The organism is Catellatospora chokoriensis (assembly GCF_011297315.1).
In the GTDB taxonomy this organism is placed as follows: Bacteria; Actinomycetota; Actinomycetes; order Mycobacteriales; family Micromonosporaceae; genus Catellatospora; species Catellatospora citrea.
The window spans coordinates 61,382-80,895 of the sequence record NZ_JAAOTI010000028.1; the positions used below are offsets into that span (position 1 = coordinate 61,382).

A 19,514-nucleotide genomic window follows, 5' to 3' on the forward strand; every position below is an offset into this window, starting at 1 on the left:
TATCGTGCAATCAGAGTGAACCGAACATGATGGACACTAAGGTGGAGCGCGGGGGGGCCGTCGACGGGAGGCGCGCGATGGACCACAAAGAGCTCCTGGCCGAGGCCGTACGCATGGCGGCGGAGTCGGTGGAGCGCGGCTGGGGCGGCCCCTTCGGCGCGGTGATCGCCCGAGACGGCGAGATCATCGCCCGAGGGCAGAACCGGGTCCTGCTCACCGGAGATCCGACCGCGCACGGCGAGGTCGAGGCGATCCGCAAGGCCGTCCAGGTGCTCAACCCCGAGGCCCCGTCCATCCCGGAGGACCACCAGGACGAGTCGACCCTGGCCTACGTCGAGCGCCCCGAGGGCTCGCCCGATCCGCTGCCGCGCCGGGCCAGGATGCTGATGGGCTGCACGATCTACACCAGCGGCGCGCCGTGTCCGATGTGCATGAGCGCCATCTACTGGTCCCGCATCGACGCCGTCTACTACAGCTGCGACGTGGAAGCCACCCGGAAGATCGGCTTCGACGACGCCTTCCAGTACGAGGACTTCGCCCGACCCCCCGACCAGCGCCGCATCCACCTGGAGCAGCTCCACCCCGAACTGGGTGCGGTGGTCTACCAAGCGTGGCTCGACAAGCCTGACCACCACGCGTACTGACCGAAGGAAGGGCGCCTGGTCAGCGCAGGGGGTCGGTGGCGCGCATGCGTGCGACGAGCTGTTCCAGGGCGGCGATCTCCTGGCGGAGCGCGGCGGCGCCCTGGCGGGTCAGTTTGAGCCAGGTGCAGGGCTTGCGGCCCTCGTATCCCTTGCGGATCTCGACCAGCCCCGCCTCCTCCAGCACCCGCAGGTGCCGGCTCAGGTTGCCGTCGCTGAGCTGGAGCTGGTCGCGCAGGGTCGTGAAGGAGCACTCGGCGGTCTCGGCGAGCACGGCCATGATGCCCAGCCGGAAGCGCTGGTGGACGGTCTCGTCCAGGGCCAGTGCCGGGTGCGTCGTGTCGTCGCCGCTCACCGTAGGCCGCCGCGGGTGCGTACCGCCCGCACCGTGGCGAAGACCAGCAGCGGCAGCGCGATCAGGATCAGCGTCGGCCCGGGGCGGTTGAGCCCGAACAGGGTCAGCTCGCCGCCCAGCGCCGGACCCTCGAACCCGCCGAGCACCCACGCCTGCCAGCCGGCCAGCCGGCCCAGGCCCTGCGAGCACTGCCACCAGGTGATCGCACCGACCCAGAGGCCGGACAGCGCCACGGCCCGGCTGCGTTCGGCCCAGCCGAGCACCACGATCGCGAGCGCGATCGGCATCAGCGGCGTGAACAGCCCGATTCTGACCTGCTCCAGGAGCGGGACCGCCGCGTAGGACCCCATCTGCTGCGCATCGGCGGGCCGGTCGACCGGCATGGCCGCGATCACGGCCAGCGCGAGCAGGGCGCCCATGGCCGTGACCGCGAACCAGCGCCAGGGCACCCGGACTCCGACCCGGCGGGCGCGCCAGCGATACCAGGCGCCGATCAGAGCGATGGTGAGCGGGGTGCCGATGAACCAGAACAGGTAGGACGCCAGTTCGCTGCGCGGCGTGGCGGGCAGGCCCGCCCAGGGGGAGTACAGGCCCACCGCGTCGACCTGCGCGAACGGCACCTCGTAGAGGCTGATGCTGGCCAGCAGCAGCACCGCCAGCGCGGCCACCGGGAACCACGCCCCGGCGTGGGCCTGCCTGCGGGCCTGCTCGCGGACTCTGCGCACCTCGTCGAGCATCTGCTCGGGGTGCGCGGTCGCCGGTGTCGTCATCGCCGGACTCCCTTCAACTGTCGCCAAGAACTTTGTAATGCAAAGTACATGGCGATCGCAAGAGGCGCAGCCCCTTTATCCGTCGGGCGACACCCGGCACGCCGGGTAAACCGCGCGACGCGGCATCTGGCTCGCACTAGCCTCAGCCGGTGACCGACGATCTGCTGAACCGCCTGGAACGCTTCTACGACGCCGTGCCCCGTGACCGGGCCGCCGTGGAGCGGCACGGCGGCCTCGAACTGTTCCTGCGGCAGAGCACGCCGTACCCGTTCTACGCCCGACCGGTGCTGGGCGGGCCGGCCCCGACCGCGGCCGACCTCGCCGCCGTACGCGCCCGCCAGCGCGAACTCGGCGTGCCCGAGGCGTTCGAGTGGGTCGACGAGACCACCCCCGGCCTGCTGCCGCTCGCCGAGGCGGCCGGGCTGTCGGTGCTGCGCGCCCCGCTGCTCGTGCTCGACCCCGCCCGGCTCGCCGCGGCCACCGGATCCGCGCGTATCGTCGACGCGGACGCCCCGGACGCCGCCGCCGACCTCGCCGCGATCAGCGCCGTGGCCCACGTCGGGTTCGGCTCGCCGGGCACGGCGGCCGGGGACGCCGGACCGGCCGAGCGCGACGCCGCGCTGAGCGCTCCGGACGCCGAGCAGCTCGCCCGGCAGCTGGCCGACATCCGTAGCGGCGTACGCGCCAACGCCCTCGCCGAGCTGCCCGGTCAGGGACCGGCGGCCAGCGGCCTCTACCAGCGCGCGGGTGACGTCGCCGAGATCGTCGGGGTGGCCACGCTGCCGTCGGCGCGCCGCCGCGGCCTCGGCGGGGCGGTCACCGCGCTGCTCGCCCGCCACGCCCTCGACCAGGGCGTGCGCACCGTCTTCCTGTCCGCGGCGTCGGAGGACGTGGCCCGCGTGTACCAGCGGCAGGGCTTCGTCCGCGTCGCCACCGCCTGCATCGCCGACCCTCCGGCCTGATCAGCGCTCCGCGAGGTTGGGAAGGGCACCTTCTACATCGGAATCCGATAAGAAGGTGCCCTTCCTTCGCCTTAGATGGGTTCCACGCCGGTGGGGAGGCGGGACCAGGCGGATTCCTCGTGGACGTAGGCGAGCAGGACCTCGCGCAGGGCGCGGGCGGCGTGGGTGGGGGTCACGTCGCGCCGGTGGGCCAGGGCGATGGTGCGCTGCACGCCCGGGGGAGCCAGGGGGGTGGAGCGCAGGCGGGTGCGGCCGGACAGGACCAGGGACGGCACCAGGGCGACGCCGAGGCCGGCCTCGACGAAGCCGAGCACGGCGTCCATCTCGCCGCCCTCGATCGCGAACGTCGGCGTGAAGCCCGCGCGGCGGCAGGCCTCCAGGGTGGCGTCGCGCAGGTCGTAGCCGGGGCGGAACATGACCAGCGGCTGCCCGTCGAGTTCGGACAGGCGCAGCGTGCCTGCCTCGGTCGGTGCGGGCAGCGTCGTCGAGGACGCGACGACCAGGCTCTCGCGCAGGATCGGCTCGGCCCGCAGGGCCGGGTCGGTGCCGTGTTCCGGCAGCACGATCAGGGCCAGGTCCAGGCCGCCGCGGGCGAGCTTGCCGACGAGGTCCTGCGAGCCGCCCTCCTCGAGCATGAGGCGTACGCCGGGATAGCCCTCCTGGTAGCGGCGCAGCACCGGGGCCACCAGGCTGGTGCACAGGCTGGGCGTGGCGCCCAGGCGCAGCCGGCCGCGGCGCACCCCGATCAGCTCCTGGACCTCCAGCCGGGCCGTCTCGACGTCGGCGAGGATGCGCCGGGCCCGGGGCAGCAGCGCCTCCCCGGCCGGGGTGAGCATGATGTTGCCCCGCGAGCGGGTGAACAGCGGCGCGCCCAGCTCGGTCTCCAGCACGTGGATCTGCTTGCTCAGCGACGGCTGGGTCACCCCGGCCTGCTCGGCCGCCTGGGTGAAGTGCCGCGTCTCGGCGACCGCCACGAAATATTTGAGCTGCTGCAACTGCACCTCGATAGCGTACAGCTATGGTCTGCGCCCCGGCGATGCCGTCATCGCGGCGGACGGTGCCGGAGTGCTCGCCGCGACCGCGTAGGTCCACAGCTCCGGGACGACACGGACGATCGTCGCGACCGCGGCCACCGCCAGCAGGCCGCCCGCCGCGATCGCGGCCCGCGGCCCGGCGATGGCGGCAGCCGCGCCGTGCAGCACGTGGGCGAGCTGCGGGCCGCCCATCACCACCACGGTCAGCGAACCGGAGATCCGACCCCGCAACGCGTCGTCGGTGTACGCCTGCGAGATGGCGTTGCGGCAGGTGCTGAGCACGAAGTTCACCGCGCCGCCCGCCGCCAGCGCGGCCAGTGCCGGCCCCAGGCGCGGGGCGAGCGCCAGCAGCACGACGGCCACGCCCCAGGCCGCCGCGGCCCCCGCCATCAGCGCCCCGTGCCGCCGGAACCGGGTGAACACGCCAGAGCACAGCCCGGCCGCGAACACCCCCACCGGGTACGCGGCGTACAGCAGCCCCAGCTCGACGCCGCCGCCCGCGGCCCCGCCGAACGCCTGTTGGGCCAGCTCCGGGAACAGCGAGAACGGCAGCCCGAAGACCATCGCCGCCAGGTCGACGGCCAGCACCGCGACCAGCAGCCGCCGGCGCAGCAGATACCGGAACCCGTCCAGCACCTGCCCCACGGTCGACGGCCGCCGCGCGCCGACCCCGCGCTGCGCCGCCAGGCCGGATGCCGCGAGGGGCGGCAGCGGCGGGAGCCGGTGCACGGCCCACAGCATGGCGGCCAGGGCGAGCGCGTCGAGCAGGTACAGCGTGTCGAGGCCCAGCAGCGGGATCAGCGCCCCGGCCAGCACCGGCCCGGCGATCGCGCCGCCATAGCGGACCAGCGAGCTGAGGCTGGTCGCCGCGGACAGCAGCTCCGCGGGCACCAGCCGGGGCACCACCGCGCCGGTCGTCACCATGACCGCGCCGAAGCCCAGTCCCTGGCACGCCACCAGGACCAGCACCGCGGCGACGGACCCGCCGAGCGCCGCCTGGACCCACAGCCCCAGGTACGTCACCGCGAGCGCGCCCTGTCCGGCCAGCAGCAGCGGCCGGCGGTCGACCCGGTCGGCCAGCGCCCCGGCCCACAGCGCGGCGACGACCAGCGCGCCGAACGACACCGCGGCGGCCGCCCCGACCGTCGCCGACGAGCCGGTCAGGGTGTAGAGCTGCGTCGGCACGGCGACGCCGCTGAACGAGCCGCCCACCGCGCACACCGCCGACGCGGCCCACAGCCGCCGGAACGCGGGAACGGCCAGGGGCCGCCGGTCGACCGCGTACGCCCCGAGCCTCATGATGCCGTGACGTCGGCGACGACGCAGGCCACGTTGTCCGGTGCACCCGCCGCGTATGCGGCCGCGACCAGCTCGTCGGCGGCCTGTGCGGGGTCGGCGCAGCCGCACAGCACGGTCCGCAGGGTCGCGGTCGCCACGATGCTCCACAGCCCGTCGGTGCACAGCAGGTAGCGGTCCCCGGCGGCGGCCGGGTGCAGGGCCAGCTCGGGCCGCGTCCCGCCGCCGTCGAGCGCGGCCGTGAGCAGCGAGCGCCGCGGGTGCGCGGCGGCCTCCTCGTGGCTGAGCCGGCCCAGGTCGAGCTGCTCGCGCACCCAGCTGTGGTCGCCGGTGAGCTGCCGCAGGCCCCCGTCGCGCAGCCGGTAGGCGCGGGTGTCGCCGACGTGGGCGAGTCCGATGTGCGAACCGGTCCACAGCAGCGCGGTCAGCGTGGTCACGGCCCGGCCCGTGTCCCGGTGGCCGTGGTCGCCTCGCGCCACGGACCGGACCGCGACGTCGGCGTCGTCGAACGCGGCCGCGAGCACGTCGAGCAGCGCGCCGGGATCGTCGCCCGAGCGGGTTTCGAGGCGGTGCAGCGCGGCGACGGCAGCCTCGGCGGCCCGTGCCCCGGCCGTGCCGCGCATACCGTCGGCGACGGCGAGCAGGCGCGTCCCGGCGTACGCGACGTCCTCGTCGGTGTCGCGGACGAGCCCGACGGCCGAGCGCGCCGCGGCACGCAGGCTGAGCTCCGGCACGGGTCCGGCCTGGTCCGCCTGTGCCGTCAGGCGGCCGACCAGCAGCGCGGCGAGCTGCTCGCGGGCGGCGGTGTCGGCGGCGACCTGCGCCCAGAACCGGCCGACCTCGGCTGCCGCGTCCTGCGGCGGCAGCTCGCAGATCCGGCGGACGCGCGCCAGCGGCATGTCGAGCCGGCGCAGCGAGGCGATGAACCGGGCGCGTTCGAGCTGGCCGGGATCGTAGAAGCGGTATCCGGTCTCGGCGTCGACGGCAGCCGGGGGCAGCAGCCCCAGCTCGTCGTAGAGGCGCAGGGCCTTCGCCGACAGCCCGGCAGCGCGCGCGAACGCGCCGATGGTCAGCAGCTGCACTCCCGGCTCCCTCCGTGATGGCCCGCCCATCATGCTGGGCCCTGTCCCAGGGTCAAGGTCCAGCTCGGGAGCAGCCGTTTCGGGCAGTGAGTTTGACCACGCTCTGAGTGATGCATCACAGGTCACGGCGTGGTGGCGGGCACGCCGCCGCTGGCGGGAGCACGTTTACAGCGGGCGTTCAGCTCTTCAGCGCGTTTCCAGATAGTCCACGGCTATCGACACCGCAGGCGCCATGCATTGGACGCCTGATCCACTTCGCCCTAGCCTCCGTGGCGTGGCAGTAGCGAATCAGACCCTCTCCCGACCTGGACTTTTCCGTTCATCGGTCGGCCTCAAGGTCATCATGGCGACCTCGGGCGCAGCCCTCGTGCTGTTCCTGCTCGCGCACATGGCCGGCAATCTCAAGATCTTCTTTGGCGCGGAGGCTTTCGACCACTACGCGCACTGGCTGCGCGAGATCGGCGCGCCGCTGCTGCCGCACTCGGGCTTCCTGTGGATCCAGCGGGTCGGCCTGCTGGTCGCGCTGGCGCTGCACGTCTGGTCGGCGGCGGTGCTGACGATCCGCGCGCGCAAGGCCCGCCCGGTCAAGTACGCTCACCGCAAGCCGGTCCAGGGCAGCTACGCCGCGCGCACCATGCGCTGGGGCGGGGTGATCGTCTTCCTGTTCGTGGTCTACCACATCCTGGACCTGACCACCCGGACGTTCAACCCGGTCGCCGACCCCGCCCAGGCCAACGCGGCCGTGGTGCAGGGCTTCGCCCCCGAGCGCTGGTACGTCACCGCCTTCTACGTCCTGGCCGTGGTCACGCTCGGGTTCCACCTGCGCCACGGCATCTGGAGCGGGCTGCAGACCCTCGGCGTCAGCAACGCCCGCCGCGAGCGGGTGCTCAAGGGCACCGCGTTCGCCATCGCCTTCGTCACCTGCGCGGGCTTCCTCGTCGTCCCGTTCGCCGTACTCACAGGGTTGGTGAAATGACCATGACGGACTACTACACCCTCGGCGACCCGGTCGCCGACACCAAGGCCCCCGACGGCCCGATCGAGACCCGCTGGGAGCGCCGGCGCTTCGGCGCGAAGCTGGTCAACCCGGCCAACAAGCGCAAGCTCACCGTGATCGTGGTCGGCACCGGCCTGGCCGGCGGCTCGGCCGCGGCGACGCTGGGCGAGCTGGGCTACCAGGTCAAGTCGTACTGCTACCAGGACTCCCCGCGCCGCGCGCACTCCATCGCGGCGCAGGGCGGCATCAACGCCGCCAAGAACTACCGCAACGACGGCGACTCGGTGCACCGGCTGTTCTACGACACCGTCAAGGGCGGCGACTTCCGCAGCCGCGAGTCGAACGTGCACCGCCTGGCGCAGATCTCCGTGCAGATCATCGACCAGTGCGTGGCGCAGGGCGTGCCGTTCGCCCGCGAGTACGGCGGCCTGCTCGACACCCGCTCCTTCGGCGGCGCGCAGGTCTCCCGGACCTTCTACGCCCGGGGCCAAACGGGCCAGCAGTTGCTGCTCGGCGCGTACCAGGCGCTGGAGCGCCAGATCGCGGCCGGCACCGTCACGATGCACGACCGGCACGAGATGCTCGAACTGATCATCGTGGACGGCCGGGCCCGCGGCATCGTGGTGCGCGACCTGGTCACCGGTGAGATCAGCACCGAGTTCGCCGACGCCGTGGTGCTCGCCTCCGGCGGCTACGGCAACGTGTTCTTCCTGTCGACCAACGCCAAGGGCTGCAACGTCACCGCCTCGTGGCGGGCGCACCGCAAGGGCGCGCTGTTCGCCAACCCGTGCTACACGCAGATCCACCCGACGTGTATCCCGGTGTCCGGCGACCACCAGTCGAAGCTGACCCTGATGTCGGAGTCGCTGCGCAACGACGGCCGCGTGTGGGTGCCCAAGGCCAAGGGCGACAACCGCGTCCCGGCCGACATCCCCGAGGACGAGCGCGACTACTACCTGGAGCGCATCTACCCGGCGTTCGGCAACCTGGTGCCGCGTGACATCGCCTCGCGGGCCGCGAAGAACGTCTGCGACGAGGGCCGCGGCGTCGGCCCCGGCGGCCTGGGCGTCTACCTGGACTTCGCCGCCGCGATCGGCCGCCTGGGCCGCGACGCGGTGGAGGCCAAGTACGGCAACCTGTTCGAGATGTACGAGCGCATCACCGGCGAGGACCCGTACTCCACGCCGATGCGCATCTACCCGGCCGTGCACTACACCATGGGCGGCCTGTGGGTGGACTACGACCTGCAGTCGACGATCCCGGGCCTGTTCGTGATCGGCGAGGCGAACTTCTCCGACCACGGCGCCAACCGCCTGGGCGCGTCCGCGCTGATGCAGGGCCTGGCCGACGGCTACTTCGTGCTGCCGAACACCATCGGCGACTACCTGGCCGCGGGCCCGTTCCCGAAGCTGGACGGCGAGAACGCCGAGGTCGCCGAGGCGCGCAAGCTGGTCGAGGACCGCATCGAGAAGCTGCTGTCGATCAACGGTGACCGCACCGTCGACTCCTTCCACCGCGAGCTGGGCCGCATCATGTGGGAGTACTGCGGCATGGAGCGCACCGACGCCGGCCTGCGCAAGGCGATCACCGAGATCCGCGAGCTGAAGGCCGAGTTCTGGCAGCGGGCCAAGGTGCCCGGCGACGGTGAGGGCCTGAACCAGTCCCTGGAGCGGGCCGGCCGGGTGGCCGACTTCTTCGAGCTGGCCGAGCTGATGTGCATCGACGCGCTGCACCGCGAGGAGTCCTGCGGCGGTCACTTCCGCGCCGAGAGCCAGACCGAGGAGGGCGAAGCCGACCGCGACGACGAGCGCTTCAGCTACGTCGCGGCCTGGGAGTTCGGCGGCGACCTGCCGGTCCTGCACAAGGAGGACCTGACCTTCGACTACGTACACCCGAGCCAGCGGAGCTACAAGTGACCGAGAAGCTGATGAGCCTGAAGCTGCGCATCTGGCGGCAGGCCGACGCGGCGGACAAGGGCAGCATGGTGACCTACCCGCTGCAGAACGTCTCCCCGGACATGTCGTTCCTCGAGATGCTCGACGTGCTCAACGAGCGGCTGACGCTCGACGGCGAGGACCCGGTCGCGTTCGACCACGACTGCCGTGAGGGCATTTGCGGCATGTGCAGCCTGGTCATCAACGGGATCCCGCACGGCCCGGAGAAGGCGACCACCACCTGCCAGCTGCACATGCGGCACTTCACCGACGGCCAGACGATCGACATCGAGCCGTGGCGGGCCGCCGCGTTCCCGGTCGTGAAGGACCTGGTCGTGGACCGCCGCGCGTTCGACAAGATCATTCAGGCGGGCGGGTACATCTCCGCGCCGACCGGCTCCGCGCCGGACGCGCACGCCACCCCGGTGCCCAAGGAAGATGCCGACGCCGCCTTCGAGGCCGCGACCTGCATCGGCTGCGGCGCCTGCGTGGCGGCGTGCCCGAACGGCTCGGGCATGCTTTTCACCGCCGCGAAGATCACCCACCTGGGCCTGATGCCGCAGGGCCAGCCGGAGCGCAACGCCCGCGTCATCGACATGATCAACGCGCATGACGAGGCCGGGTTCGGCGGCTGCACCAACACCGGCGAGTGCACCTCGGTGTGCCCGAAGGGCATCCCCCTCGAAACCATCGCCCGCCTCAACAAGGACTACCGCCAGGCGCTGCGCGCCGCCAGCTGAGTCCGCGCCGCCCAACCGGCGGTATTCGTGCCAGAGGCCTGTGCATCTGGGGATACGCATCCCCGGACGCACAGGCCTCTGCTCGTACACCCGGCGGCTGTGCCCGGCGGGTCAGCATGACGCCCGACAGTCCGCTACGGTGACCGGATTCGTCCCCATCGACGCCGAAGGGCGGGTATGAGCCGGCCACAAATGTCGCCCGTCGCAGTAGCCATCTCCGCGGTGCTGTCCCTCATCCTCGCGGTGACGATCTGCGTCGTCGCGACCAGGATCCTGCGCAGTCTCGCCGACGTGGGCGTGCCTGCCGAGCCGGCCGGCCTGCCGCCGGCCTCGGTGCTCGCCCGCTAGCCCCGCACCGCGAGCCAGACCGCCCAGCCCAGCAGGCCGAGGATCAGCAGGCCGCCGGCCCGGCGCGTGTGCAGGAACGCGATCGGGGCCCACCACAGCGGCCACACCGGGTTGTCCGCGGGCGGCTCGGCGGGCACCGGCTGGTCGAACGCCCGCACCACCTTGACCAGCATCGGCACCGCGAGCAGCACCAGCAGCGCCGGCCACGGCAGTGCCCGGACCGCCACCAGCACCGCCACGCCGACGTAGAACGCGACCATCATCGCCTGGGTCAGCCGCTTGGCGGCCCGCTCGCCGATCAGCACCGGGAACGTCTTCGTGCCCGCCGGGCCGTCGTAGGGCAGCTTGTCGATGTGCTTGGCCATCAGCACCGTCGTCGGCAGCAGCGCGTACACCGTCGCGGCGGCCAGGACCTGCCACGGCAGCGTGCCGGTGCCCGCGTAGTACACCCCGCCGACCATCAGCGGACCCCAGGTGAGCAGCACGTCCAGCTCGCCGAGCCCGACCTTCTTCAACCGCAGCGGCGGTGCCGTGTACGCGTACGACAGGAACAGCCCTCCGACCGCGAACGCGACGATCCACCAGTCCTGCCGCACCACCAGCGTGACCATGATGACGAGGTCGACGACCTGGCAGAGCAGGATGCCCGCGATCAACTGCCGTTTGGTGACCAGCCCGGCCAGGATCGGGTGCGGGGCGTACAGCGCCCGCGGGTAGTCCGCGGTGTCGTTGCCGACCTCGGTGTCTGCCAGGTCGTTCATCAGGTTGTTGGCCAGGTGCGCGACCACGATGCCGACCACGGCCAGGGTCACGTTCAGCCAGTCGACGGCGGCGTCGGACACCGCGGCCAGCAGCACCGCCATCAGGCCCGAGGTCAGCGTCATCGGCAGCACCCCGGCCCGGGTCACCACCAGCCAGCGGGTGACCCCGTCGACCACACCCTGCTCGGGCGGGTTCGTGGTGAGGAACGCGTACCGCCACGCCGCCAGGCGCGCCTTGAGCGGGAGCGGAGAAGTCTCAGCCGTCACGGCCGGACTGTACCGCCGCGGACCCCGGCCGGTACACGGTCCGCGGCGGCCTGCGTCGAACGGACGCGATCATGCTCGGCTATCGTCGCGGCCATGTCCGACCCCGCCGTCACCGCCGCCGAGCGCTGCTACCTGCACGCCCGCGAGCTCGCCGACCGGCTGGAGCTCGCCGAGGCCCTCGGCACGGCGGAACCGGGCCTGGCCGAGGAGGCCGCGGCCAGCCGCACCCACCTGCTCGCCACCCTGTCCGCCGTCGGTCTGGACACCGACCGCACCACGCGGCACGCAGCCCTCCGGCAGACCGCCGACTGCGCGGTGCTCACCGCCGACGGGCAGGCCGCCGAGTGCTCGGCGCCGCCGGACACCGCCGACCGCCGCGCGATGGAGATCATGCGGCGGTGGGCCGAGCTGTCCGCGGCCGATCCGGCAGCATCGGCCGAACACCCGCAGGCGCGTCCGAGCGCCGAGTTCGACGAGCTCAGGGACACGATCGAGCAGGACTACAGCGCCCGGCAGGCCGCTGTGGAGCACGACGGGCGGACACTGACCCGGCTGGCGGTGCTGGGCGGCCTCGGCGACGAACCCGACCCCGAGCGGCGCCGCCGCCTGTTCCACACGCTGCGCCCGGTCTGGCAGTCGATCGACGGCGACGGCGACGACAGCCCGTACCGGCGGCTGCTGGCCCACAGCGCCCGGCGCTGGGCGCACGGCTCGCCCGTCGCCGCGAACGCGGCCGCCCTCGGCATAGCCGTGTCGCAGGTCGAACCGGCGCTGGTCGCGATCCTGGAGACATGGCGCGCGATCACCGCGGGCGGCCCGCCGATCGAGCCGTGGGACTGGTGGCACACGTACGGCACGACCGCGCGGGCGCTGCGGTCGGCGATCCCGCTGCACCGGCTGCGCCCGCTGTCCGACGCGTACCACGCCGCGCTCGGCGCGGACCCGGCTGAGCTGGGCGTGCGCTACGACGTGACCACCCGGCCGGACCGGCCGCCGGTGCCGGTGGCGTACACGACGTTCGGGTCCCGCCCCCGCGAGACCCCCGGCGGGTGGACCCGGGCCGTGCCCTGGGTGCTCGGCACGTACACCGCGGGCGGGCTGGGTGAACTCACCGAGCTGATCCACGAGACCGGCCACGCGCTGCACGTCGCCGCGATCACGGCCCGTCCCGCGTACGCGGACTGGCCCGACAGCGACGCGCTGACCGAGGCGATCGCCGAGCTGACCGCGCTGGACACCGCCGAACCCGCCTGGCATGAGCACTGGCTGGGTGCGAGCGTGCCGGCGCGGACCGCGCTGCGCGACCGGTACGCCGACGTGATGCTCGACGTGTGCTGGGCCCTGTTCGAGATCCGGCTGCACGCCGACCCGGCGCGCCGCCCGAACGACGTGTGGGCCGAGCTGACCTCTACCTACCTCGGCGTCGTCGCGCACCCGGAGCTGTCCTGGTGGGCGATGCGCGGCCAGCTCGTCCAGGAACCCGGCTACATGGTCAACTACGCGCTCGGGCCGATCCTCGCCGCCGACCTGCGCGCCGCCGTACGGGCCGCCCGCGGCGACTGGACCACCGGTGATCCCGGCTGGTACGCCTGGGTCAGCGAGCACGTCTACCGCTTCGGCCTGGCCCGCTCCTCCGGCGACGTGCTGCGCGACCTGCTCGACCGCCCGCCGTCCGCGGCCGCCCTGCTCGCCGAACTGCACCGAGCGGCCTGATCGCCACAGCGCGCAGGCCGCCGCGTCGCCTCACCTGCACGCGCCGTGTGGTGAGCGGGTCCGGGTGGGTCAGTAGCCGCCACGGACCTGGTTGTCCAGCGGTTCGCCGGCGAGGTAGCGGCGCACCTGGGCGCCGACCAGCCGGTACGCGCGCGGCACCGTGCCCTGCACCGCGCCCGCGATGTGCGGGGTCAGCAGCACGTTCGGCATGTCCCACAGCGGGCTGTCGGGCGGCAGCGGTTCGGGGTCGGTCACGTCCAGCGCCGCGCGCAGCCGCCCGCTCGCGAGTTCCGCGGTCAGCGCCGCAGTGTCGGCCACCCGCCCGCGGGCGGCGTTGACCAGCAGCGCCCCGTCGGGCATCGCGGCCAGGAACGCGGCGCCGACCAGCCCTTCGGTCTGCGCGGTCAGTGGCACGAGCAGCACCACCACGTCCGCGTCCGGCAGCAGCCGGGGCAGGTCCGCGACGCCGTGCACGCCGTCGCGGGCGGTGTGCGCCACGCTGGTCACCCGCACGTCGAACGGGGCCAGCCGGGCCGCGGTCGCCGCGCCGATGGAGCCCGCACCGACGATCAGGACACGTTTGCCGGTCAGCTCGTCGGTGGGCGTGACCTCGGCGGCGGCGTACCGGTGCGCGGCCTGCGCACGCGCGAAGTGGTCGAAGCGGCGCACCGACGCGATGATCGCGCCGACGACCCACTCGGCGACGTTCGGGTCGTGCACGCCGCGCGCGTCGCACAGCGTCACGCCCTCGCGCAGCCGCCCGATCCACGCGTCGGCCCCCGCCGAGAGCAGCTGCACCACCTTCAGGCCGGTCATCGGCCCGGCCAGGGCCACGAGCCCGGGGCTGCTCACGTTGGGCGGCACCCAGAACTCGACCGCCGCGGGGTCACCGGGCGGCGGCGCGTCGACCGCCGGCAGCACCGCCACCTCGACACCGGCCGGCAGCGGTCCCATCAACTCCCGGCCGGCCTCATGGGCGATCCACATCCGCACGCTCTCACGCTATCGGCCACCGCTCGCCGCCAGGCGGCTGTCGGCCGACCGGGCCGGCAGGCCGCACCGGTGACCTTGCCCGGCCGCAGGCGTCCCGGCCGCCGAAAGCCACCGGCGAGGCCGAGCGCCGGTTCAGAGGACGTTGGGGACGAGCAGTTCCTCGAGCCAGCCGGGCACGGCGGGACCGTACTCGACCAGCGAAGCGGGGTCGGCGTCGGCCAGGGAGCGCTGCCAGGACAGGGACCGGCTCACCTTGGCGGCCTGCACCGCGGGCTCGACCTCGGCGGCCAGCTCGGCACGGGTGCCGTACCCGGTCCACGGCTCCAGGTAGGCGTCGCGCAGCCGGGTCAGCACCGGGTCGCCGGGCTTGAGGTCGTAGCGGTCCGCGGCGATCCGCATCGCGATGAGCAGCACCGCGAACGGGTGCGCCACCGACGCGTCACCCCAGTCGAAGAACCGGTACCCGTCACCGACCAGCACGTTCGCGTCGTGCAGGTCGTCGTGCTGGACGGTCACGGGCACCGCGCTCGCGGCGACCCGCTCGCACAGCAGCCGGTACCGCGGCTCGTACGCCCGCAGCAGCGCGATCTTCTCGGCGGTCAGCGAACCGCCGACGAGCGGGTCGTCGAGCAGGGCCGTGAAGTGGCCGGGCAGCTGTGCCGCGGTCATGTCGGGCACGCCCAGGGCGATCATCTCGGCCGCGCGGGGAGCCAGGTCGCGTTGCAGCTCGGCGTGCCGGGCCAGCAGGTCCTCCCAGTGCGCCGGGTCGTCGGCGGCGACCTCACGAAGCGTCTTGCCGCCGTCGGGCAGCAGTGACCAGCCGCGCTCGCTGTCGATCGCGATGGGTTCCAGGACCCGGCCCGGCGCCCACCGGCCGAGCGCGTCGAGCAGGCGCGCCTCGTACGTCGAGCAGTGGCCGTTGGCCTTGAACCACACGGTGCGCCCGCCGACGGGCACCGTGGCGAGCACGGACCACGGCCGCACCCGGGTCTGCTCGACCGGCCCGGCGGCCCGCAGCCCGGCTCCGGCCAGGGACTCGTCGATCCAGGCCAGGACCTGCGCCCAGTCGGGTGTCACGGTGTTGTCCATGCCCGGCAGGCTACCGGCGCGTTGATCAGCGCCGCCCGTGATATTCCGCGGGCCGGTGTCCACCACCGCCGCGATCGGGCTAGATCGCGACCACGAGCAGTGCCGACACGAGCAGGGCGAGCAGGTGCAGGGCCTGGTCGGCGGCGTACATGCCGCAGACCGGGGTGGTCAGCTCGGCGAAGCGGGGGGAGCCGGTGGCCCGCAGCAGCGCCCGCACCGGCCAGCGGCGGTCCAGCAGCGCGTGGGTCGCCACGGAGAAGGCCAGGCCGGCGGCGATGCCCCAGCCCGACAGCGGCAGCCGCAGCACCGCCGTCGTGCCGATCAGCAGCACGACCATGGTCACGTGGTATCCGGCGAGGTGCCCGGCCATCGCGGCCCAGCCGCGCCGGCCGGCCGCCGCCTTGCCCTCCGCCTGCCGGTCGGTCTGCGCGACGTGGTCGCCGAGCTGGTGCCCGACGTACAGCACGAGGAGCACGACGGCGAAGGTGGCCGCGCGGGCCACCACCATCGGATCGGGAACGGAGGACATGCCCTCCATGGTGGCTCGCGACGACACGCTCTGCTGCGATCCAGCCGACACTTTCGATGTGTGCTGCACTACGGAGTGAGCGTGGAATGTGGCCTGGAACTCAGCCGTCCGGCTGGGTAAGGTGTCGGATTCACTACGACCACGGGGAGTCCACATGTCGTACGCCGCGCTCGTCCGGCCCGCGATCGACCGCGTCTACATCGGAATGCGTGCCGCGGCACGTCCCCGGCTGCGGGAACTGATTGAGCAGACCGGGCTGCGCCAGGGCCTCAACAGCAGTTTCTACTTCGGCCTGCTCGCCCGGCCGCTGCCGGCCGACGGCTTCGCCGCGGTGACCGCCTACGCGGGCGGGGACATGAGCGACGAGCTGGCCCAGGGCATCATGGCCGTCGACGACGCCGGCAACTGGTCGCTGACCGACACCGGACACACCTTCACTCTGGCTCTGCAGCGAGTGATCGCCGATGCGGCGCAGGAGCACTGGGCGCAGACGTTCCGTGGGGCGCTGCCCGGCGAGGCGGTCCTGCCACGGCTGGCCGAGCTGCTCGGCGTGCTGCTCAAGGCCGGCGAGGCCACCGGCGGGCCGGCGTTCCGTGCCGCCGCTCCGGTGTACGAGCTGGCGGGTGCGTCGTACGCGCTGCAGGTCAGCACCCGTCTGGGTGCGCTGCGTCACCACCGCGGCGACGCCCACCGGGCCGCCTGGGCCGCCGCCGGGCTGACCGTGGAGCAGCTGCACGCGTTGGAGCCCGGGGACCCGCTGCGGGTGTCGATCGAGCACGACACCAACCGGCGTGACGAGCCGATCTACCAGGCGCTGACCGAGGCCGAGCGGTGGGAGCTGCTCGGCCTGCTGGCGGCCCTGCCGAACTGAACCGTGGCGCTCGGGCCGCCCGCGTCGGCGGCCCGAGCCCCGCGTTACAGTCCCAGACCTTCCAGCACGGTCGCGCCGGGCAGCCCGGCCAGCACCTTGCCCGGCACGATGATCTTCCCGCGGCGGTTGCCGGAGCCGATCACCACGTACGGCGCGTCGGCGACGGCGGCGTCGACCAGCACCGGCCAGCTGTCGGGCAGGCCGATCGGGGTGATGCCGCCGTACTGCATCCCGGTCAGCGACACCGCCTCGTCCATCGGCGCGAACGACGCCTTACGCGCCCCGAGGTGCTTGCGGACCAGGCCGTTGACGTCGGCGCGGGTGCTGGCCAGCACCATGCAGGCGGCGTAGGTCACGTCCTGCCCGCGCTTGGCGGCCACCACCACGCAGTTCGCGGACAGCTCCGGCGCGACCCCGTACGCCTCGCCGAAGTTCCCGGTGTCGGCCAGCTCCGGGTCGGTGTCGACGACCAGGACCGACTCGACCGGCTCGGCGCCCGACCAGCCGGCCAGGGCCTTGGCCACGGGCGCGGCGACGAGATCGGCACGGTCCACGGCGGGCCAGGCCGCCTCGAAGTTCCCGATGGGTGCAGCAGACATGCGACCGATGCTACCCAGGCAGGCGATAGGCTCGGCGGTGCCATGGAGGGATGTCTGTTCTGCGAGATCGCGGCCGGGGCGCGCCCGGCGTGGCTGGTCCACGCCGACGACACGGTCGTGGCGTTCCTGGACACCCGGCCGGTGTTCCCCGGACACGTGCTGGTGGTGCCGCGCGAACACGTGCCGACCCTGCACGACCTGCCCACCGACGCCGTGGGCGGCTACTTCCAGCAGGTGCAGCGCATCGCCGGGGCGGTCGAGTCGGCGATGGCGGCCCAGGGCACCTTCGTCGCCCTCAACAACAAGATCAGCCAGAGTGTGCCGCACCTGCACACCCACGTGGTGCCCCGCAGCAAGGGCGACGGCCTGCGCGGCTTCTTCTGGCCCCGCACCAAGTACGCCGACGACGACCAGGCCCGCAAGCACGCCGACGCCATCGCGGCCGCGCTCGCCGCAGCCTGAGCTCCAGCACGCCGGACCGCACCCCCCCAAAGGGGTCGACGGCCGCTCGTGGCCGTCAACCCCTTTCGTGTCCTCTTACGGGGCGGCCACGGGCGGCGCGGTCACCGCGACGGCGTTCATCGCGGCCGTGAAACCGCCGGTACCCCGGCACAGGAGCGCGAACTCGCCGCCCGCGTTCAGGGCGACCTGTGCGGCCACGGCGCCGGAGCTGGCAAACGCCGCGCCGTCGACACCCGGCCGCGGGTCCGCCTCGGCCATGTTGCCGGCAGCCTGGGCCGGGCCGTCCGCCGTGGCCTTGAACGCGAGCAGGCACTGGAACTGCGGCGACTGGCCGATCCGCGCCGCGCTGAGCGTCGTCGTCACCTGGTAGGTGCCGGCCGGCAGGTTGGTGAGGCTCAGCACGATGGTGTCATCGGTCGAGAGGGTGCCGTCCCGCTCGACGTCGCTGAACCCTGCGGGCGGCGTGGCCGGTCCGGCAGGCCCCGCGGGGCCCTTCGGGCCCTGCGGTCCGGGGGCGCCCCGGTCGCCCTTGGGCCCCTTGACGTTCCAGGTGAGGGCCTGCTCCTGCTTGGTGCAGCCGCTGCCGCCCTTGGGCAGCTCGGGGATGCGCACGTCGCCGGTCTTCTTGTTCACGCACGCCTTGATGACGGCGGCGGCCTCGGGCTGGGCCTGGGCGAAGCTGCCGAAGGCCAGCAGGGTCGCGGCCGCCAGGCCCGCCACGCCCAGCACGCGCTGCGCCCGGCGTCGGACGAACGAATTCACGTCTCTCCTCGATGGAAGATCGGATCCCGGTGAAGGATCGGAGAAGACGGTTATAGCCAGCGAATGGGGCGAACCGACGGCACCATGCCGCACCATGCGTAGCTATACGAACACACAGTGCGACATGGTGACCGTCGTTGGCTCAGTGGGCGGGAACGGTCTCGCGCAGGAAGTCGAGCAGCACCGGGTTCAGTTCCTCGGGCCGCTCCATGCTCGGCAGGTGCCCGGCCCAGTCCAGGTGCACGTGACGGGACCCGGCGAGTTCCTTCGACAGCCGCACCGCGATGTCGTGGAAGTCGGCGAAGTCGTGCTCGCCCGACACCAGCAGGCACGGCGCGGTGATCGCGGCCAGGTCGACGTCCTTCTTGATCGAGCCGTACTCCTCCGCCACGGGGGCGAGCTGCACCTCGAACGCGTGCCGCTGCATCCGGCGCACCAGCTCGCGGGTCGCGTCGTCGGCGTGCGGGCCGACCCACGCGGTGACGTTGAGCTCGGTCGCCCCGGCGACGTCGCCCGCCTCGAGCAGTGCGTCCTCCTGCTCGCCGAACGCGCGGAGCCGGGCGCTGGGCTCGTGGTCGGCGACCGCGGTGCACAGCAGCGCCAGTGCGGTCGTGCGCTGCGGCAGGCGTGCCGCGAACTCGATCGCGACCCGGCCGCCGCCGGACGAGCCGATCAGCGCGGCCTGCTCGATCCCGAGTTCGTCGAGCAGGTCGGCGACGTCGTCGGCGTTGTTGTAGGGCCGGTCCGGCATGGGGCTGTCGCCGAAACCGCGCAGGTCGACGCGGATCACGCGGTAACCCGCAGCGGTCAGGACCGGCAGTTGCGGGTCCCACATCCGCCGATCGCAGACCGTGGAGTGGATCAGTACGAGCGTCGGGCCGTCACCGGCCACGTCATATGAGAGTGTCATCGGCGGACAGGCTAGTGATCAAGCTCGGCACCCGCCTCCCGATTTCGGCCACGGGTGAGCCAGGTCACCTCGCGGACTGGAAGACCGCCGTCGTCGTGGCCAGGAAGTACACGACCATCAGCACCGCGGCGAGCGTGGCGGCCCGGATCGCGAGCATCCACGCCTTGCGGGCGGTCTTCACCGCGGCCTTGGCCTTCGGCACCCCGGCGACCGCCGACTTGTATCCGGCGCCCGCCTGTTGCATCTTCAACCACCTGCGGCCGACCAGGATCCCCAGCAGCACTCCGATAATGCCGATCATCAGCGCGTCCCCGGACATGCACAGAACCTAGCCGCCCGATCGACTGCGTGCGATACCTCATTCATCCACTTTGCCCACGCCGCGACGAGCGCGGACCG

The 19,514-nt window shown here is 73.0% G+C and carries 22 protein-coding genes; 9 read left to right on the plus strand and 13 right to left on the minus strand.

Annotation, left to right across the window (positions count from 1 at the left end; genetic code table 11):
• The first annotated feature begins 77 nt into the window (after nt 1–77).
• The gene (locus HAV39_RS32875; protein WP_191843069.1) at nt 78–644 is read left to right on the plus strand and encodes a nucleoside deaminase; all 567 of its coding nucleotides are present in this window, start codon (nt 78–80) and stop codon (nt 642–644) included.
• Nucleotides 645–663: 19 nt separating this feature from the next.
• Here HAV39_RS32875 and HAV39_RS32880 read toward each other — a convergent pair whose 3' ends face one another.
• Nucleotides 664–996, minus strand: a complete 333-nt coding sequence (locus HAV39_RS32880) for a winged helix-turn-helix domain-containing protein (RefSeq protein ID WP_239120669.1) — start codon at nt 994–996, stop codon at nt 664–666.
• Entirely contained in the window at nt 993–1,766 is a 774-nt protein-coding gene (locus HAV39_RS32885) for a hypothetical protein (RefSeq protein ID WP_191843070.1), read from the minus strand. The genes HAV39_RS32880 and HAV39_RS32885 overlap by 4 nt, the downstream gene beginning before the upstream one ends.
• A gap of 149 nt (nt 1,767–1,915) precedes the next feature.
• On the opposite strand from HAV39_RS32885, the gene HAV39_RS32890 reads away from it, so the two are divergent.
• Entirely contained in the window at nt 1,916–2,728 is an 813-nt protein-coding gene (locus tag HAV39_RS32890; protein ID WP_191843071.1) for a GNAT family N-acetyltransferase, read from the plus strand.
• A gap of 71 nt (nt 2,729–2,799) precedes the next feature.
• On the opposite strand, the gene HAV39_RS32895 is transcribed toward HAV39_RS32890, so the two are convergent.
• Genes HAV39_RS32895 through HAV39_RS32905 form a run of 3 tightly spaced genes read right to left on the minus strand, consistent with a single transcriptional unit; the run spans nt 2,800 to nt 6,140 of the window.
• Entirely contained in the window at nt 2,800–3,735 is a 936-nt protein-coding gene (locus tag HAV39_RS32895) for a LysR family transcriptional regulator (protein WP_191843142.1), read from the minus strand.
• A gap of 9 nt (nt 3,736–3,744) precedes the next feature.
• On the minus strand, nt 3,745–5,061 hold the full coding sequence (locus HAV39_RS32900; RefSeq protein ID WP_191843072.1) for an MFS transporter: 1,317 nt from the start codon (nt 5,059–5,061) through the stop codon (nt 3,745–3,747).
• The gene (locus tag HAV39_RS32905) at nt 5,058–6,140 is read right to left on the minus strand and encodes a MerR family transcriptional regulator (protein ID WP_191843073.1); all 1,083 of its coding nucleotides are present in this window, start codon (nt 6,138–6,140) and stop codon (nt 5,058–5,060) included. Before HAV39_RS32905 ends, HAV39_RS32900 begins: the two co-directional genes overlap by 4 nt.
• 343 nt (nt 6,141–6,483) lie before the next feature.
• Between HAV39_RS32905 and HAV39_RS32910 the strand changes: the two genes are divergently transcribed.
• The 4 genes from HAV39_RS32910 (at nt 6,484) to HAV39_RS32925 (ending at nt 10,159) form a co-directional block, all read left to right on the plus strand.
• Complete coding sequence (locus HAV39_RS32910; protein ID WP_239120676.1) at nt 6,484–7,116, plus strand: succinate dehydrogenase cytochrome b subunit; 633 nt, start codon at nt 6,484–6,486, stop codon at nt 7,114–7,116.
• Nucleotides 7,113–9,053 carry a fumarate reductase/succinate dehydrogenase flavoprotein subunit gene (locus HAV39_RS32915; RefSeq protein ID WP_191843075.1) on the plus strand — a complete coding sequence of 647 codons (1,941 nt, stop codon included), beginning with the start codon at nt 7,113–7,115 and terminating at the stop codon, nt 9,051–9,053. The genes HAV39_RS32910 and HAV39_RS32915 overlap by 4 nt, the downstream gene beginning before the upstream one ends.
• An 11-nt stretch (nt 9,054–9,064) precedes the next feature.
• Complete coding sequence (locus tag HAV39_RS32920; protein ID WP_191843143.1) at nt 9,065–9,811, plus strand: succinate dehydrogenase/fumarate reductase iron-sulfur subunit; 747 nt, start codon at nt 9,065–9,067, stop codon at nt 9,809–9,811.
• Nucleotides 9,812–10,003: 192 nt separating this feature from the next.
• Complete coding sequence (locus HAV39_RS32925; protein ID WP_191843076.1) at nt 10,004–10,159, plus strand: hypothetical protein; 156 nt, start codon at nt 10,004–10,006, stop codon at nt 10,157–10,159.
• Here HAV39_RS32925 and HAV39_RS32930 read toward each other — a convergent pair.
• Nucleotides 10,156–11,187: a prenyltransferase gene (locus HAV39_RS32930; RefSeq protein ID WP_191843077.1), complete on the minus strand. Its 1,032-nt coding sequence runs from the start codon at nt 11,185–11,187 to the stop codon at nt 10,156–10,158. The genes HAV39_RS32925 and HAV39_RS32930 overlap by 4 nt on opposite strands.
• Before the next feature lie 93 nt (nt 11,188–11,280).
• Between HAV39_RS32930 and HAV39_RS32935 the strand changes: the two genes are divergently transcribed.
• Complete coding sequence (locus tag HAV39_RS32935) at nt 11,281–12,900, plus strand: gluzincin family metallopeptidase (protein WP_191843078.1); 1,620 nt, start codon at nt 11,281–11,283, stop codon at nt 12,898–12,900.
• 69 nt (nt 12,901–12,969) lie between these two features.
• Here the strand turns inward: HAV39_RS32935 and HAV39_RS32940 are convergent, their stop codons facing one another.
• The 3 genes from HAV39_RS32940 to HAV39_RS32950 all read right to left on the minus strand — a co-directional run bounded on the left by HAV39_RS32940 (nt 12,970) and on the right by HAV39_RS32950 (nt 15,511).
• Nucleotides 12,970–13,893 carry a 2-hydroxyacid dehydrogenase gene (locus tag HAV39_RS32940; protein WP_191843079.1) on the minus strand — a complete coding sequence of 308 codons (924 nt, stop codon included), beginning with the start codon at nt 13,891–13,893 and terminating at the stop codon, nt 12,970–12,972.
• Between the two features lie 132 nt (nt 13,894–14,025).
• Nucleotides 14,026–14,982: a phosphotransferase gene (locus HAV39_RS32945; RefSeq protein ID WP_191843080.1), complete on the minus strand. Its 957-nt coding sequence runs from the start codon at nt 14,980–14,982 to the stop codon at nt 14,026–14,028.
• A 79-nt stretch (nt 14,983–15,061) separates the two neighbouring features.
• Nucleotides 15,062–15,511 carry a DUF3307 domain-containing protein gene (locus HAV39_RS32950; RefSeq protein WP_239120668.1) on the minus strand — a complete coding sequence of 150 codons (450 nt, stop codon included), beginning with the start codon at nt 15,509–15,511 and terminating at the stop codon, nt 15,062–15,064.
• Between the two features lie 154 nt (nt 15,512–15,665).
• On the opposite strand from HAV39_RS32950, the gene HAV39_RS32955 reads away from it, so the two are divergent.
• Nucleotides 15,666–16,382 carry a hypothetical protein gene (locus tag HAV39_RS32955; protein WP_191843081.1) on the plus strand — a complete coding sequence of 239 codons (717 nt, stop codon included), beginning with the start codon at nt 15,666–15,668 and terminating at the stop codon, nt 16,380–16,382.
• A 44-nt stretch (nt 16,383–16,426) separates the two neighbouring features.
• On the opposite strand, the gene HAV39_RS32960 is transcribed toward HAV39_RS32955, so the two are convergent.
• Nucleotides 16,427–16,981: a YbaK/EbsC family protein gene (locus tag HAV39_RS32960; protein WP_191843082.1), complete on the minus strand. Its 555-nt coding sequence runs from the start codon at nt 16,979–16,981 to the stop codon at nt 16,427–16,429.
• A gap of 42 nt (nt 16,982–17,023) precedes the next feature.
• On the opposite strand from HAV39_RS32960, the gene HAV39_RS32965 reads away from it, so the two are divergent.
• Entirely contained in the window at nt 17,024–17,443 is a 420-nt protein-coding gene (locus HAV39_RS32965) for an HIT family protein (protein ID WP_191843083.1), read from the plus strand.
• A gap of 75 nt (nt 17,444–17,518) precedes the next feature.
• Here HAV39_RS32965 and HAV39_RS32970 read toward each other — a convergent pair whose 3' ends face one another.
• The 3 genes from HAV39_RS32970 to HAV39_RS32980 form a co-directional block, all read right to left on the minus strand.
• On the minus strand, nt 17,519–18,205 hold the full coding sequence (locus HAV39_RS32970; protein ID WP_191843084.1) for a collagen-like protein: 687 nt from the start codon (nt 18,203–18,205) through the stop codon (nt 17,519–17,521).
• A gap of 142 nt (nt 18,206–18,347) precedes the next feature.
• Nucleotides 18,348–19,115 (minus strand): alpha/beta fold hydrolase, encoded by a 768-nt coding sequence (locus HAV39_RS32975; RefSeq protein ID WP_191843085.1) that lies wholly within the window; start codon nt 19,113–19,115, stop codon nt 18,348–18,350.
• Nucleotides 19,116–19,179: 64 nt separating this feature from the next.
• Nucleotides 19,180–19,434 carry a hypothetical protein gene (locus HAV39_RS32980; RefSeq protein WP_191843086.1) on the minus strand — a complete coding sequence of 85 codons (255 nt, stop codon included), beginning with the start codon at nt 19,432–19,434 and terminating at the stop codon, nt 19,180–19,182.
• Nucleotides 19,435–19,514 lie beyond the last annotated feature (80 nt).

What these genes read in the sequence shown, in the direction of transcription:
- HAV39_RS32875 (WP_191843069.1), top strand. Translation starts at nt 78, where the DNA reads ATGGACCACAAAGAGCTCCTGGCCGAGGCCGTACGCATGGCGGCGGAG.
- HAV39_RS32965 (WP_191843083.1), top strand. Translation starts at nt 17,024, where the DNA reads ATGGAGGGATGTCTGTTCTGCGAGATCGCGGCCGGGGCGCGCCCGGCG.
- HAV39_RS32885 (WP_191843070.1), bottom strand. Translation starts at nt 1,766, where the DNA reads ATGACGACACCGGCGACCGCGCACCCCGAGCAGATGCTCGACGAGGTG.
- HAV39_RS32950 (WP_239120668.1), bottom strand. Translation starts at nt 15,511, where the DNA reads ATGTCCTCCGTTCCCGATCCGATGGTGGTGGCCCGCGCGGCCACCTTC.
- HAV39_RS32925 (WP_191843076.1), top strand. Translation starts at nt 10,004, where the DNA reads ATGTCGCCCGTCGCAGTAGCCATCTCCGCGGTGCTGTCCCTCATCCTC.
- HAV39_RS32900 (WP_191843072.1), bottom strand. Translation starts at nt 5,061, where the DNA reads ATGAGGCTCGGGGCGTACGCGGTCGACCGGCGGCCCCTGGCCGTTCCC.
- HAV39_RS32975 (WP_191843085.1), bottom strand. Translation starts at nt 19,115, where the DNA reads ATGACACTCTCATATGACGTGGCCGGTGACGGCCCGACGCTCGTACTG.
- HAV39_RS32910 (WP_239120676.1), top strand. Translation starts at nt 6,484, where the DNA reads ATGGCGACCTCGGGCGCAGCCCTCGTGCTGTTCCTGCTCGCGCACATG.
- HAV39_RS32935 (WP_191843078.1), top strand. Translation starts at nt 11,281, where the DNA reads ATGTCCGACCCCGCCGTCACCGCCGCCGAGCGCTGCTACCTGCACGCC.
- HAV39_RS32945 (WP_191843080.1), bottom strand. Translation starts at nt 14,982, where the DNA reads ATGGACAACACCGTGACACCCGACTGGGCGCAGGTCCTGGCCTGGATC.
- HAV39_RS32915 (WP_191843075.1), top strand. Translation starts at nt 7,113, where the DNA reads ATGACCATGACGGACTACTACACCCTCGGCGACCCGGTCGCCGACACC.
- HAV39_RS32955 (WP_191843081.1), top strand. Translation starts at nt 15,666, where the DNA reads ATGTCGTACGCCGCGCTCGTCCGGCCCGCGATCGACCGCGTCTACATC.
- HAV39_RS32960 (WP_191843082.1), bottom strand. Translation starts at nt 16,981, where the DNA reads ATGTCTGCTGCACCCATCGGGAACTTCGAGGCGGCCTGGCCCGCCGTG.
- HAV39_RS32920 (WP_191843143.1), top strand. Translation starts at nt 9,065, where the DNA reads ATGAGCCTGAAGCTGCGCATCTGGCGGCAGGCCGACGCGGCGGACAAG.
- HAV39_RS32980 (WP_191843086.1), bottom strand. Translation starts at nt 19,434, where the DNA reads ATGTCCGGGGACGCGCTGATGATCGGCATTATCGGAGTGCTGCTGGGG.